This is a genomic window from Desulfoglaeba alkanexedens ALDC, assembly GCF_005377625.1.
Classification (GTDB): domain Bacteria; phylum Desulfobacterota; class Syntrophobacteria; order Syntrophobacterales; family DSM-9756; genus Desulfoglaeba; species Desulfoglaeba alkanexedens.
This window is the reverse complement of the sequence record NZ_CP040098.1, coordinates 467,882-480,938: the sequence shown is the minus strand read 5'-3', so window position 1 is coordinate 480,938 and position 13,057 is coordinate 467,882. Positions and strand designations below refer to the sequence as shown.

Below are 13,057 nucleotides of genomic sequence, written 5' to 3'. Positions count from 1 at the left end.
CCCTTGTTTCCCGTTGCCTTCTGATCCATTAATCTCTGGCGAGTAATTTTTCAACCGCACGGGCGCTCTTTTGAGCTCCGTCGAGATCAATGCCGGAGGGAGGGGCGGATCGCGCGGCGTTCGGGTCCAGCAGATTCCGAAGCCTTTCTTCCAGTATGGACGGTTCCGTGGCGGGAAGAACCTCGAGGAGGCCGTGGTCTGCAAGACGCCGGGCCCTCAACCCCTGCTCCCGGTTCTGTGGAAAGGGATGGACCAGGGCCTTGACGCCGGAAGCCAATACGTCCATGCACGTGTTGTAGCCTGCCATACTGACGGAAATGTCCGCCCGGCACAGTTCTTCGAGGAAGTCCATGGAAAAAGGGTGAAGGGTCGTGCGGGCGTCTCGGGATGCCGCTTCCTCAAGGGACCGGCGATCCCCGGGGTCCATGAAGGGACCCATGAACACCCGGAGTCTTACGGCGGGATCGTTGATCCGTTCCACCGCCCGAATGGTGGCCAGGAGCAGTTCCGCCCCCACGCGCCCGCCTCCGCTGCTGCAGACGATCTGCTTCGGAACGCGAACCGGGGGCGGGGCGGTGAGCCGACGCACCACGAAACCCGTATAAACGAGGGGCACGGCGATGGCGCCGGTCCTCGAAAAGGTCTCGTCGAGGGAGATCACCGCCGGGTCCGAGTGCACCAGCAGCAGGTCGAAGTAGCGGTTCAGGATATCCAGCACCCGCTGTTCATAGGCCTCGGGGTTTTCCTTTTCCACCAAGATGTCCCGGAGGCTGCAGGCGACCCGCGCCGAACGGTTGCCGGAACGGGCGGCCTGGAGGAGCGGAAGGAGTTCGAAGCGGAACTTCTTGCGTCCGAAGGGGAAGAGTTCGATGAGGATTAGCGCCGGCCTGAAGTCGTTGTACAGTTCGAGGAGCTTGCGCTTCCGTTTCTCCTGGACGGCTTCCAGCTCCGAACCGCTGGTTTCCATGCGCCGAAATTCCGGGTCCATGCGGAGCGGCGGAAGGAAGGCGCGCTCCACGTGGCCCGGGGCTCGAAATCCCGGCAGCGGGTCTCCCCCTTCCACGAACAGCACCGAATGGTGCGAAAGGGCCCGGGCGATTTCCATGCTCCGAAAGAAATGGCCGATCCCCAGGACGTGTTGGCAGTAATAAAGGATTCGCATCACAAGGCGGTTTTTGGCGGCGGTTCAAGAAAAATGACGAAAGTCGTCGGACTATCCGGTCACAAGCCGTCCCTTGAGCCGTTCCAAAGTCTTCCGGCAGGCGCGGAAACAACGCGGCGGAGGCGGCGCAAGGAGGCATTCCCGGCGCCGTAGCAAGCCCCGGGAAGACGGCGAACCGGAACCCTTCAGGTCTTCCCAGCGCAGAATGCCCTCGCGCCACAGCCGAGCTTCCGTGGTTCGGCCGATCCCCGGCACATGGCAGAAGGTGTGTTCGAGCATTACGGGCTCCTCGTCAAGATCGTCCGGAAGGCGTCGATCAGGCGGTGAAAGAGCGGGGTCGTGTTCAACCGCCCTGTTCGCGTAAGGGCCGGAAACAGGGCGCGCCGCAGCCCAAGAGTCAACTCCAACTGGACGCCGCTCCCGTTCTTCCCGCGGTTGCACAGGTTTTCCGGATCGAGCCCCCGGTGGTCCAGGTGGCTTGCGGTGGCGAATCCATGCACTTCGAGCTTCCGGGCCAGTTCCCGTTTCCGGGCTTCGTGAAGCCCGCCCAGGTGGATCACCGGCGGGTCCCCGTCGCAGCCGTGGACCGTCACGATCCACTCCGCGCGCTCCGCCAAGGCAAGCGCTCTGGGTTCGTCGAACCGGGTGCTCGTGAGGTGCAGCGCGCCGTTTCCGTTCCGCATCAGTCCCTCGAAATGGTAAAAGGAATGCCGAAGACCGGCCAGGGCCCGCGCCACTTCCGATGTGCCCGGTTCGATCCCGCCGCCGTGAGGCGCCATAACGGCGATCCCTGAGACTCCCAAGCGCCATTCCACACGGAAATCCCGGCCCTCCTCATGGGCGCTGCGAAGCGCGTCGAATGTCGCGTACCGGTCCGACATGGCTCACAAACCCTTGGTAGCGTTCTAAAGTGGAGACCTTAATCAAAAAAGTTAACGAAGATCAAAAAATCCACCTCTCCCATCCCCCTCTCCCTTGATGGGAGAGGGTTGGGGTGAGGGTGAGAAAATTAACGTATGTCAATCAGTTACATTCCCCTCCCCTTACTCCCCTCCCACAAGGGGAGGGGAAATAGAATTTGGCATCAAATATTAGGTCTATTATTTTCTACGCTGCCAAAGCCTTTGAAAATCTTTCGAGCAGCTGCTAAATGTCAGAAACCTGACCGGCTGGGGTTCCTCGTTCCAATCAAGCCCGTTCCATAAGCGATGCGCGAAGCATATGGGTTTCGACGCATCATGACAAGGGTCTACACGTCGTCCATGAATCTCGTTGATATGCCGTTCCCGGTCCGATTTTTTGTGAACGCGGGCACTCACCTTGTGCCGCTTTCCGCAGAAACCGAAAAGGCGGTGCTGCCCTGCAGCGCCGGGGGCGACGTATCGGTACCGGGCCTGACTTACGGTTTCTATTTTGAAGCGCTCCGGCGGTTTTTTTTGCGGGAAGATTGGGCACCCCTCACGTTTTGCGTGTCCCAGGCCCTCGGCAAAGACGTCGGGCTTTCCCACATCCTGGGTCTGGACCTCATCAGCGAAAAACACGGCGCCTTTTACCACGTGTGCCGGGCTCGGGCGAAGCTTTCGGACGCCACAGTGGAACTCGCCGTGAACACCGCCGCCGCAACTCACCAGAAGGCCTTTCTTGAAAATGAAGTCGCCCTCCTTCGAAAACTCCAGTGCCGTATCCCAAAGCCTTTCCTTCCCCGGGTCATGGTGTCCGGAGAAACGTTCTACCTGGACGAAGAGGGCCGACTGCTGCCGCTGCGGCTCTTCGTCGCCGAATGGTTCACGGGGTTTCACGAATTCCACCTGGCGCGCTCGAAAGATGCCACGCGGGTGCGGATCAAGATCTGGGATGGGTCCCGCGTGGAACAGCCGCTGACCGTCCCGGAAACCCATTCCCTTTTCCGAAAGATGGCCTGGATCCTAACCTGCTGTTTTGACGGGGAAAGCTTCGAGCAGGTTTATCCCTGGCACCATGCGGCGGGAGATTTCGTCGCCCGCCGAAACCGGCGCGGAGTGGACGTCCGCCTCGTTACGGTGCGGGATTACCGTCCCATGGTGGCGCCGGGGCAACGGGACGAGGCGCGATGGATGGCACTCTTGCATTTCTTGGCTCTCATGACCGTTCGCCTCCGGGTGGACCGTATCGACGGAACGGGCGAACTCGCCTGGGCCGACGCTTCCGTCCTCCCCGCCGCGATCGAGGGTTTCCTCGAAGCATGGGAAGAAAAGCCCGAGCGCCGGCCCGGCTTGCCGGCCGTGGCCGACGTGCTTGATCTTCTCCTTCGCTTAGACAAGGAAGAATGGCGGATGATCCTTCACATGGCGCTGGACGACGCGGTGATCGAAGAGGAGGAGCGCCCTTTCCTGGAAGTCCGCCTGAAAAGGCACGCGAAGGAACTGTACTCGGCGGTGCGGAAAGCCGCCGGACCTAGGCGGTGAGGAGGGAAATCCGTTTAAAGAGGGGATGCTCGTTTCCGCTCGAGAGCCGTCCCGGGCGGTGGTCGCCGAAGCTTTCGGGGCCGTTTCCCATTGTGGTGGAAAGTGGTCCGAAGATGCGGTAGGATCCAAAGCATAGACAGACCTTCTGTGAGTCGTCCTGATCGAAATGAAGCGAGTGCCGGTACAGACTCAGCAGCAGAGGGACGGCGCGCCGTGCCTGTGCGGCCTTAGAGAACGCGCGGTGGCCTGGGCCGAGCGCAAGATAACCCTATGAACAAGGAGTCTTCGATGACCAAACGAAAGCTGGTGGTTTGGACCTTGGCCGCCCTCATGTTTTTTCCGGTTGGCTTCGCGACCGCGGGTGGCCGGGACACCTACGGCAGTCAACACATGACGCAACATGAGCGCACCGAGCACCTCCTGAAAATGCGCTCCGCGAAGACTCCTGCGGAACAGGAGCAGATCCGGGGCGAACATCAGCAGCGCATGCAGGAGCGGGCCAAGGCGGGGGGAATGACCCTCGCCGATGAACCGCCGGCCCGGGGTGGTACTCTGGAGCAGGGTGGCCGCGGTATGGGTCCCGGCGGGGGCCCAAGACGCTGATCACGGGTCCGTCGGACTGTTGCGATCGGGGACGGGTGTGCTCCGTCGAAAGAAGCTTCATCTGCCGGCCAGGAGCCCTTGATTTCGCGGCCGGCGAGGTCAGCGGCGGGATTTCGGAGAGCGGCAAATGTCGGGCGGTCAGGGCACGTCGCTTTCATCCCAACGGAGTTCCACCAGGCCCGGCAGCATCTTGAGGCGCCCGGTGATTTTCCCCCAGCCGATGTTGTCCTTGCTGATGAACCGCAGGCGGTAGGTGACGGTGCAGTCTTTCATACTGCAATGGTAATTGACGAATCTGAGATCCAGTTCCGGGTATTCCGACAGCACGTTGCGTATCTCGCCTAAGGGCCGGTCACAGCCCTGGAAGGTGAGGGTCAGGATGGTGTAGATGTCGCGGGGGATGCCGATTTTGATGACCCGAAGATTGTAGAGAATGACAAGACTCACCAGGGTCGTGAAGACGGCGGGAAGAAGATAGCCCGCACCGACGGACAACCCGACACCGGTCACCAGCCAGAGGCTCGCCGCCGTGGTGAGTCCCCGAACACTTCCTTTACCCTTGATGATGGCTCCCGCTCCCAGGAAACCCATGCTGGCGATGGCGTAAGAAGCGATCCTCCCGGGGTCTACCCTGACCACTGAGTCCTCGTCCAGGTGGCGGTACAGGGATTCCATGTGGAGTGAAAGCAGCATCATGAGGCAGGCGCCCATGCAGACGAGCAGGTTGGTGCGAAAACCCGCCGACTGGCCGTGGGATTCCCGTTCGAACCCGATGGCGCCTCCGAGGAGCGCCGCCAGGAGCAGTTTGCCGATTTCGGTGAAATATTCCTGCTGCAGCCACATGTCGAAGCCTTGCGGTCAAGGGGTGCGCGCGGTCATGGTTTTCATTGTGAACCCGTCCTTGGTGATCCGCACGAAATGAAACGGGGGAGCCCCGTCGTCGCCAATGCTCCATTTACATCGAGCTAAGATAGCAGCCACGATGAGTTCGGCCCTGGGAGCGCGGGCGTCTTGCCCGCGGTGGACGCGTGGGGCCTAATAGTTGCGGGCGGGACGCCCGCGCTCCAAGGTTGTTTTCTTGTTCCCAAGCTCTGGCTTGGGAACGAGGGGAATGCCCCGCCCCTACAGGGATGCGCATCGCCGGCAAGCCGGCTCCTTAAGTGCCGTTCGCGAACCGCCCCTTCGCGAAAAAACGGACACCCCATCCCCAGAAGGCTAAAGGGTATTCTCAGACAGCCTCTTAAGGACGATAGCGCTCCAGATAGTCGCTCATCCGCAGCTTCCTCGCCGTATTTTTTGAACTCATGTAGCGCACCTTCCCGAAGACCGGCCGTTCCGGGCCCCAGGGGCGGTCGTAACGGCCCAGGATCCAGAAGATGCCGCTGTACGAATTGGGGTCCCGGCCGTCGAGGGCGTACTTGTTGTTGAGTTCCAGCATGACGGCCACGGCCTCTTCGGGCGAACGTGTCCAGTGAAGGATTTTCTTACCCCAAAGCATCCGCAGGTAATTGTGGATGCGGCCTTCGGTCGTGAGCTGCGTCTGGGCGGCGTTCCAGATGGGGTCGTGGGTGGCGGCGGTTTCGAAGGCCTCCGGTTCATACAGGAAGGGGCGCGGGTCTGCGGCGTGCACGGCGAGAGTCTTCCGAGCCCAGTCGGGCAGAGACGCATAGCGGTCGTAGTCGTCGCGGTGGTGGCACATGTTGAATCCCAGTTCGCGCCAGGTTACCAGCTGATCAAGGAACGCTTCGGCGTTTTCGCTCATGCCCCACCACCCCGTGCGGCTTCCCGTGGAAGCGGAAGCCAGCCGTTCGAAGGTCCATTCTTCTTCGTCCGCAATGCGGCTGAAGATTTCGTGGGCCGAAAGGTGGCCGAAATGCAGGTAGGGGGACAGGCCGCTTTCGGCGTCTTCGTCGGGGTGGGGACGTCCTTCGGCGTAGCGGGGCAACCGGCTGCGGACAAAAGTGTCCAGGCGGCGGCGGGCTTCCCCTTCACCTCCGTGGCACCATCCCGGCGAAACGGAACGATCCAAAGGGATTCCATCCCACCAGGTGTCGTCATCGGACAGCAGGTGTTCGAGGGCGGAAGGCCAATTGGACGCGACCTCCGTCATAGTGCCTTGGAACGGAGGAAGCGCTCCGGATCCAATGGGGTCCGGTTCCGGAAATTCGAAAAGATGGGGACGCAGGTTTTTCTGCAGGAAGCGGCGGAAGGCGTGGGCGGTTTGAAAGGTCCCGCCGGCGGCTTCGAGCGGCAGGAGCCCGTTGCCGTCGACGGCTTCAAGACGGACATCTATCTTACGGGCGGCCGCGCGGATCATGTTGGGAATGAAAAAGGCCGGAAACCAATCGGCCACGACGGTGCAGGCCCTTTTTGAAAGGGCCTCGAGCAATCCCTTTCCTTGACCGGGATTCCATTCGATGAACGGGTAGTAAAAGACGGGCGTCCCCTGGAGCCCCAGGGCGTTTTCCCTCATGCCTTCCAAGATGAACCGGTGGAGGCGGGCATTCGCCCAAGGGTAGTCGCAGCGCAGCGCTTCCAGGATCAAAAGCGGTCTGTTCCATTCCTTCGAACATTCCACCGCCCGTTGAAGGCCGAAATTCCAGCGAAGCCTTCGCGCCGCGGTCATCCAGTACAGGACGTAGCCGCCTTCCTTGTGGACGGGAGCGGCATTGAAGGGTTGAATGCGGCAGCGTGGGACGCTTTCCATGGGGGCCTCCGGAAGCCTTCGGGTCTGCGGGATGGATGCGAAAGGGCTGTGCTGCGATGGGGAAAGGCTATCAGGCCGTTCTCAGACATGCTCTCAGGCGTCGGCTTCCCACTTCAGCCCTTCGTTTTTCAATCGGTTGCACAGTTCCCGGAACGCCTGCGGCCGGGGAGGCCGAACGCGGATATCCCTGGAATGTTCGTCCATAATGGCGAGATGAATATCCCAGCGCTCCTCGGGAAGGGCTTCGCCCAGGCGGTCGGGCCACTCGACGGCCGCCGCACCTTCTCCGTAGAGCGCCTCGCGCCAGGGCAGCGTTTCCAGTTCGTCGGGATGACTCAACCGGTAGAGATCCAGGTGGTAGAAATGAAGGCTTCCCTCGTACTCGTTGATGAACGTGAAGGTGGGGCTGGTCACGGGAACGTCGGGGGGGACGCCCAGAGATCGGGCGATGCCCCCTGCCATGAGGGTCTTCCCCGCGCCCAGTTCGCCCCACAGGGCCACCACGTCGCCGGGCTGCAGGAGCGAACCGATCAGCCGGGCGAGTCTCAGGGTATCCTCTGTACTCCTTGAACGGACGATCACCACCGTCACGGGGAGCGCTCCAATCGGCCGATCACGATGGGGATGGCGGGAAGGATTTCCGAGGCGAGAAGGCCTCGGGTGGCGACGGCGGCGTGAACCTCTTCCGCCGCGGCACCGTGAATGTAGACCCCCAGGCAGGCCGCTTCGAACGGATCGAATCCCTGAGCCAGAAAAGCTCCGATGAGTCCCGTAAGGACATCTCCCATGCCGCCGCTCGCCATGGCCGGGGTGCCGGAACCGTTAACGGCCAGCCTGCCGTCAGGCGCCGCGACCACCGTGCGGTGTCCCTTCAGCACCAGAAAGACGCCGTGCTTCTCACTGAACCGGGAGGCGGTTCCAAGTCGGTCCGCCTGGATCGTGCCGGTGCTTTCTCCGGTGAGGCGTGCCATCTCGCCGGGATGCGGGGTGAGGATCAGCGGTGCCTGGGCGCGGCTCAGGACCGCCGGATCTTCGGAAACGGCGGTGAGGGCGTCGGCGTCGAGTACCGCAGGACACCGGATTTCCGTGACCAGCCGCCGCATGAGTTCCCGGGTTTCAGGTTGAAGAGAGCTTCCCGGGCCCATGGCGAAGGCCTCTTTGTCTTCCATGAAGCCGAGGATGCCTTCCAAGGCTTCCAGGGAAGCGGTGCCTTCGAGGGTCTGGGAAATGGGGAGCGTCATGACTTCAGTGAGTTTCACTTCCATGATGGGATTGAGGCCGGAGGGGACGAAGAGCGTCACCAGTCCGGCGCCGGCCTTGGCGGCTCCCTGGCAAAGGAGTGCGGCGGCGCCGGTTTTTCCCGGGGATCCGGCGAGGACTCCCAGATGGCCCGCATGTCCCTTGTGAGTTTCGGCCGGGCGGGGGCGGAGCCACGGGGCGCAGGCGGCGGCGTCCAGCAGGAATCTTCGGATCCCGCTTCCGTGCGCCACCAGGGGCGGGATCCCGATGTCGATCACCTTCAGGATCCCTGAATGCTCTTCGCCGGGCGGCACCGCGTGGCCGATCTTCGCAAGAGCGAACGTCGCGGTGGCGGTGGCCCGTATGGCGGTTCCCATGACCCTCCCCGTGGAGCCGTCGATCCCCGATGGGATGTCCACGGAGAGGACGGGGTTTCCTAGGGCGTTCACCGCATCGATGACGCGGCGATAAAGGCCGCGGACTTCGCTCTGAAGCCCGGTTCCCAGAATGGCGTCCACGATGACATCGGCGTCTTCGACGGCTTCGAATTGAGCCTTGAAATCCTGGGACTCGTCCCACACCGCGACGGGAACTCCGATCTTTTCCAGGATTCGAAAGTTGGTGAGGGCGTCGCCCTTGAGGCGATCCGGCGGGCGGAGACACACCGTGCGCACCCGGGCGCCCTTGTTGAAAAAGAGCCTGGCCAGGACGAAACCGTCTCCGCCGTTGTTTCCGCTTCCCGCCAGCACCACGATCCGGCGCTGGACCAGATCGGGAACCACCTGTTCGAAAAAGGCCGCGGCCCCGCGCGCGGCATTTTCCATCAGCACCGCGCCCGGGATCCCTATGTCCTCGATGGTCCGCCGATCCATTTCCGCCATTTCCGAAGCCGTCACGAGAAGCATCGCCGCCGCTCCATCCTCAAGCAACATGGCCTACCGTTCCAAGATCACCACCGCCGCGCCGTAGTCACCGTCGTCGGTGAGGCTCAAATGCCAGTAACGAATCCCTAGTTCCCTGCAGAAGGCCTCGGCCCTCGACGACAGCTCAATCTCCGGCTTCCCCAGCGGACCGCTTCTGACTTCGACGTCCTGCCAGAGTATGGGGGAACGCATGCCGCGGCCGAGCGCCTTGGAGAAGGCCTCTTTGGCCGCAAACCGCAAGGCCAGGCACGATACCTTCCGGTTGGTTCCGGCACAGAACCCGCGTTCCGCACGGGTGAAAAGGCGCTCTTCAAAACGTTCGCCCCACCGCTCCACGTTCCGCCGGATGCGATCCACCCGGACCAAGTCGATGCCGACGCCGTAGACGGCCATGGCTACCTGCTCAGAAGCGCCAGCATTTCCCTCACGGCTCGCTCCATCCCCACCAGCATGGCACGGGCGATCACGGCATGGCCGATGCTGAACTCTTCCACCTCGGGGAGGTTCCGAAGCCAATAAATATTCTGATAATCCACGCCGTGGCCGGCGAGGATAGCGAGCCCCAGCTTGTGAGCCAGTTTGGCGGCGGTCTCCAGCCGTTCGAATTCATCCTGGCGTTGTACGAATGACCGCGCTTCCGAGAACATCCCGGTGTGCAGTTCCACGCAGTCGGCGTCCAACTTATGGGCTGTCTTGACCTGGCGCGGGTCCGGATTGATGAAAAGGCTCACAAGAATCCCGCCGTCATGGAGGGTCTTGACTGCGCTTCGCAGAGCGTCCTCGTAGAGAACCACGTCCAGACCCCCTTCGGTGGTGAGCTCCTGGCGTTTTTCGGGCACCAGGGTCACGATGTCCGGTTTGACGGCGAGCGCGGTCTCCACCATTTCCTTGGTGGCGGCCATTTCCAGGTTGAGGCGCGTCTTGACCGTCTTGCGAAGGATTTCCACATCGCGATCCTGGATGTGACGCCGGTCTTCCCTCAGGTGCACGACGATCCCTTGGGCGCCCCCCAGTTCCGCCAGGGCCGCCGCCGTAACGGGGTCCGGTTCGGCCCCCCGTCGAGCCTGGCGGACCGTGGCCACGTGATCCACGTTGATCGCAAGTCGTACCACGAAATCCTCTCCTTTCTCTCTCTCGTTTTCCTGGATGTCTCAAGGTCGGGAACTGGAGGTCGTGTACCAGCCGATGGCCTGATGTGCCCCGTGTCCGAGGGTTCTCAGAAGCTCGATGGTCTTCGCGTCCATGAGCCTGGCTTCCTCCGGTTCGTCGTGGTCGAAACCGAGCAGGTGAAGCGTTCCGTGAACCAGGAGCAGATCCAGGACGGCTTCAAGGGGGGTTCCGTGTGTTTCGGCCAAGATTCGGGCGGTGGGGGCCGAAATCACCACATCCCCCAGCAGGTCCGGCTCAACGTCGGAATATTCCCCCTCGCGCATGGGAAAGGCCAGCACGTCGGTGGTCTCGTCCACGCCCCGGAATTCCCGGTTCAGACGGGTCATCTCGCCATCGTCCACGATCAGAACGCTCAGCTCCGCGTCAGTGCAGCCCAAGGCGTTTAAGATCGTTTCGGCTGCCTTCTCCAGACGTGGAAGATCGATCGCGATCGCATTTTGGTTCTCGCTGATTTGGATCCGAGGCATGTCCTCTGGCTTTCGTTCCGGGCTGCGGCACACTTGGGTACTCGATGCGCTTATGGTGAACCGTGGCGAGGATCTGATTGAAATGCTTGGCGATCTGGTGAAGGTCCTTGAGCGTCAGTTCGCACTCGTCCAGCTGCCCGTCGATGAAAACGTTGTTGATGAGCTTGTTCACGAGCCCCTGGATGCGGGCGGGGGTGGGTTCGTTCAGAGACCGGCAGGCCGCTTCCACGATGTCGGCCAACATCACCAGCCCGGCTTCCTTGGTCTGGGGCTTCGGACCCGGGTAACGGTAGTCTTCAATGTTGATGGGTGGAAGATCGGCCCCCTTGGAAGATTGTGCCTTTTCGCGGGCATCCAGGGCCTTTTGGTAGAAGTACGAAATGAGGCTCCGGCCGTGGTGTTGACGGATGATGTCGATGATGGGCTGCCCCAGCTTGTGCTTCTTGGCCAGGTCCACGCCTTCTTTCACGTGGGAGATGAGGATGAGGCTGCTCATGGACGGCGCCAGTTTTTCGTGCCGGTTCTCGCAGTCGAATTGGTTTTCGATGAAATACAAGGGTTTTCGGATCTTTCCGATATCGTGGTAATAGGCGGCCACCTTGGCCAGCAGCGAATTGGCCCCGATGGACTTGGCCGCCGCTTCCACCATGTTTCCCACGATGATGCTGTGGTGATAGGTTCCCGGAGCCTGAAGGAGCAGTTCCTGGAGGAGGGGTTGATCCATGCTGGCCAGTTCCAGAAGCTTGATGTCGGTGGTGTAGCCGAAGCCCATCTCGGCCAGGGGGGCCAGCCCCGTGACCAGGATGCCGGCCATCACCCCGCCGCAGAACGCCACCGATGCGTTGGCGAAAAGCGCCGGCGCCGGCCATTGCTCCCGAAACAGCATGCTCAGGACCACCACGATCACGTTGGTGCATCCCACCAGCAGCCCCGTCTTTATGGGAATCATGCGGTTGCGGCACGGAGTCACCCCGTGCACCCCCACAAAGCAACCCATGAGAGAGAACATGAAAAGATCGAAGTCGGAGCCGAAGAGAATCCCGAGAAAGAGACTCAACGTCAGTGAGAAGAGGAATGCGGGAGTGACACCGAAAAAGATGCTCGCCAGCATGGCTCCGGTGGTGAGGGGGGTGGCGAAGACGAGGGTTCGGTGATCGATATAGCTGGAAGTGGTTCCGATGGCTTCGGAGATCCAGGCGGTGTAGCGGCCCATGGCCAGAATGAGCACCAAGACCGCGCCCAGGAAGAGGTAGTCCCGGATGTTGAGTTGAAATCCAGGGATGTGGCGGTGAGCTACATGGATCAAAAGAGAGAGATACAGCGCAATAAAAAGAAAGATTGTAATAAAGGCCAGGAAACAGTGATATTCGTGACGTCCCTCCGCATAGGCCTGAAGTTTTCTTAATTCATCAACGCCGATGCGCTGACCTTCGCGTATCAGCATTTCGTTTTTCTTGATGGCCACGTACACGGGCTTCACCGCATCGGCCGCCCTGGCCTCCCGGTGCTCCGTTTCCACCCGGTTGTGAAAGATGTTGGGTTCCAGCAGGCGGGAACCGAGGAATATGAGGGCCTCGGCGAGCTCGGGGTCCATGACTTCCTCGGAAATCGCTTCGCTCAACGCCGCCGTGGCGCTGTCCAGATCCCGGTAAACGCCGACGGTCGAATGGATCTCTTCCTTGAGGGACGGTATGTGCCTGACGGCGACGGCACGCCCCGGTTTGTCTCCTGAGCCGTTTCCTTCGCCTATACCCACGAGGGTGGGGTTGGCGACGATGCCCTGGCTCATGAACTTTTGCAGCCACGTGGAGAGCTTTTCCTCGATCTCCACTGAAAAGCCTTCCGACGCGAGGGAGCGGAAGACGCTTTCCGGCACGCGGAAACCGATCATCGCCTCGAACGTCTTCCGATTTTCCATGGCCACCTCGTAGCGACGGCGGTCGATATCAGCGCGCGTGGGCGGCGTCCACCCGGTTTCGACCGCCCGGTCCGGGGCGGGTATCCCCTGGGGATCCGGGTCGCCCTTGCGCTGCAGCGAACGCATTGTTTCAAAGGCTCGGGTCAGCCGAGATTGGACGGCCGGAAGGGCTTTTTCATGAAAATCGAACACCAAGGGCACCGATGCGGCCGCTTCCAGGCGTTTGCGTCGGGTGGCCTCCTCGTCCAGGAGCAGGAAGCCCCGCTTGGCCTTGAGATTGGCTTTGGCCACATCGCCAATGGAATAGGACGGCGTGGAAACGGTCAGAGACGGGGCCAGCAGCAAGGCGACGATGAGGCTCGTTCCCACCAGGAGCAAGGCTTTCTGGATTTCCGGCTTTTCCAGCCGTTCGACGAGCAGCATG

13 protein-coding genes are annotated in these 13,057 nt (G+C 61.6%); 2 read left to right on the top strand and 11 right to left on the bottom strand.

Annotated elements, in window-relative coordinates; translation table 11 throughout:
* Nucleotides 1–28: 28 nt before the first annotated feature.
* The 3 genes from FDQ92_RS02425 to FDQ92_RS02415 are packed head-to-tail and all read right to left on the bottom strand — an operon-like array spanning nt 29 to nt 2,043.
* Complete coding sequence (locus FDQ92_RS02425) at nt 29–1,162, bottom strand: glycosyltransferase family protein (protein WP_137423118.1); 1,134 nt, start codon at nt 1,160–1,162, stop codon at nt 29–31.
* A 51-nt stretch (nt 1,163–1,213) separates the two neighbouring features.
* Entirely contained in the window at nt 1,214–1,441 is a 228-nt protein-coding gene (locus tag FDQ92_RS15360) for a hypothetical protein (RefSeq protein ID WP_211341332.1), read from the bottom strand.
* A complete protein-coding gene (locus FDQ92_RS02415) occupies nt 1,441–2,043 on the bottom strand; it encodes a poly-gamma-glutamate hydrolase family protein (RefSeq protein WP_137423117.1) in 603 nt (200 codons plus the stop codon). The genes FDQ92_RS15360 and FDQ92_RS02415 overlap by 1 nt, the downstream gene beginning before the upstream one ends.
* 381 nt (nt 2,044–2,424) lie before the next feature.
* Between FDQ92_RS02415 and FDQ92_RS02410 the strand changes: the two genes are divergently transcribed.
* Both FDQ92_RS02410 and FDQ92_RS02405 read left to right on the top strand, forming a co-directional pair.
* Nucleotides 2,425–3,606, top strand: coding sequence for a hypothetical protein (locus tag FDQ92_RS02410; protein WP_137423116.1), 1,182 nt, complete (start codon nt 2,425–2,427; stop codon nt 3,604–3,606).
* A 288-nt stretch (nt 3,607–3,894) separates the two neighbouring features.
* A complete protein-coding gene (locus FDQ92_RS02405; RefSeq protein ID WP_137423115.1) occupies nt 3,895–4,209 on the top strand; it encodes a hypothetical protein in 315 nt (104 codons plus the stop codon).
* 138 nt (nt 4,210–4,347) lie between these two features.
* On the opposite strand, the gene FDQ92_RS02400 is transcribed toward FDQ92_RS02405, so the two are convergent.
* The 8 genes from FDQ92_RS02400 to FDQ92_RS02365 form a co-directional block, all read right to left on the bottom strand.
* Nucleotides 4,348–5,052 (bottom strand): MgtC/SapB family protein, encoded by a 705-nt coding sequence (locus FDQ92_RS02400; RefSeq protein ID WP_137423114.1) that lies wholly within the window; start codon nt 5,050–5,052, stop codon nt 4,348–4,350.
* A gap of 397 nt (nt 5,053–5,449) precedes the next feature.
* Nucleotides 5,450–6,916: a cryptochrome/DNA photolyase family protein gene (locus tag FDQ92_RS02395; protein WP_137423113.1), complete on the bottom strand. Its 1,467-nt coding sequence runs from the start codon at nt 6,914–6,916 to the stop codon at nt 5,450–5,452.
* 93 nt (nt 6,917–7,009) lie between these two features.
* A complete protein-coding gene (gene tsaE / locus FDQ92_RS02390; protein WP_170180140.1) occupies nt 7,010–7,507 on the bottom strand; it encodes a tRNA (adenosine(37)-N6)-threonylcarbamoyltransferase complex ATPase subunit type 1 TsaE in 498 nt (165 codons plus the stop codon).
* Nucleotides 7,504–9,087: an NAD(P)H-hydrate dehydratase gene (locus FDQ92_RS02385; protein ID WP_137423111.1), complete on the bottom strand. Its 1,584-nt coding sequence runs from the start codon at nt 9,085–9,087 to the stop codon at nt 7,504–7,506. The genes tsaE and FDQ92_RS02385 overlap by 4 nt, the downstream gene beginning before the upstream one ends.
* 3 nt (nt 9,088–9,090) lie before the next feature.
* Entirely contained in the window at nt 9,091–9,471 is a 381-nt protein-coding gene (gene acpS, locus FDQ92_RS02380; protein ID WP_137423110.1) for a holo-ACP synthase, read from the bottom strand.
* A 2-nt stretch (nt 9,472–9,473) separates the two neighbouring features.
* Entirely contained in the window at nt 9,474–10,190 is a 717-nt protein-coding gene (locus tag FDQ92_RS02375; protein WP_137423109.1) for a pyridoxine 5'-phosphate synthase, read from the bottom strand.
* A gap of 39 nt (nt 10,191–10,229) precedes the next feature.
* The gene (gene ybeY, locus FDQ92_RS02370; protein WP_137423108.1) at nt 10,230–10,715 is read right to left on the bottom strand and encodes an rRNA maturation RNase YbeY; all 486 of its coding nucleotides are present in this window, start codon (nt 10,713–10,715) and stop codon (nt 10,230–10,232) included.
* Entirely contained in the window at nt 10,612–13,056 is a 2,445-nt protein-coding gene (locus tag FDQ92_RS02365) for an HD family phosphohydrolase (protein WP_137423107.1), read from the bottom strand. Before FDQ92_RS02365 ends, ybeY begins: the two co-directional genes overlap by 104 nt.
* Between the last annotated feature and the right edge of the window lies 1 nt (nt 13,057).

Coding starts and splice junctions, on each gene's coding strand:
- FDQ92_RS02425 (WP_137423118.1), bottom strand. CDS start 1,162: ATGCGAATCCTTTATTACTGCCAACACGTCCTGGGGATCGGCCATTTC.
- FDQ92_RS15360 (WP_211341332.1), bottom strand. CDS start 1,441: ATGCTCGAACACACCTTCTGCCATGTGCCGGGGATCGGCCGAACCACG.
- FDQ92_RS02415 (WP_137423117.1), bottom strand. CDS start 2,043: ATGTCGGACCGGTACGCGACATTCGACGCGCTTCGCAGCGCCCATGAG.
- FDQ92_RS02410 (WP_137423116.1), top strand. CDS start 2,425: ATGAATCTCGTTGATATGCCGTTCCCGGTCCGATTTTTTGTGAACGCG.
- FDQ92_RS02405 (WP_137423115.1), top strand. CDS start 3,895: ATGACCAAACGAAAGCTGGTGGTTTGGACCTTGGCCGCCCTCATGTTT.
- FDQ92_RS02400 (WP_137423114.1), bottom strand. CDS start 5,052: ATGTGGCTGCAGCAGGAATATTTCACCGAAATCGGCAAACTGCTCCTG.
- FDQ92_RS02395 (WP_137423113.1), bottom strand. CDS start 6,916: ATGGAAAGCGTCCCACGCTGCCGCATTCAACCCTTCAATGCCGCTCCC.
- FDQ92_RS02385 (WP_137423111.1), bottom strand. CDS start 9,087: ATGTTGCTTGAGGATGGAGCGGCGGCGATGCTTCTCGTGACGGCTTCG.
- acpS (WP_137423110.1), bottom strand. CDS start 9,471: ATGGCCGTCTACGGCGTCGGCATCGACTTGGTCCGGGTGGATCGCATC.
- ybeY (WP_137423108.1), bottom strand. CDS start 10,715: ATGCCTCGGATCCAAATCAGCGAGAACCAAAATGCGATCGCGATCGAT.
- FDQ92_RS02365 (WP_137423107.1), bottom strand. CDS start 13,056: ATGCTGCTCGTCGAACGGCTGGAAAAGCCGGAAATCCAGAAAGCCTTG.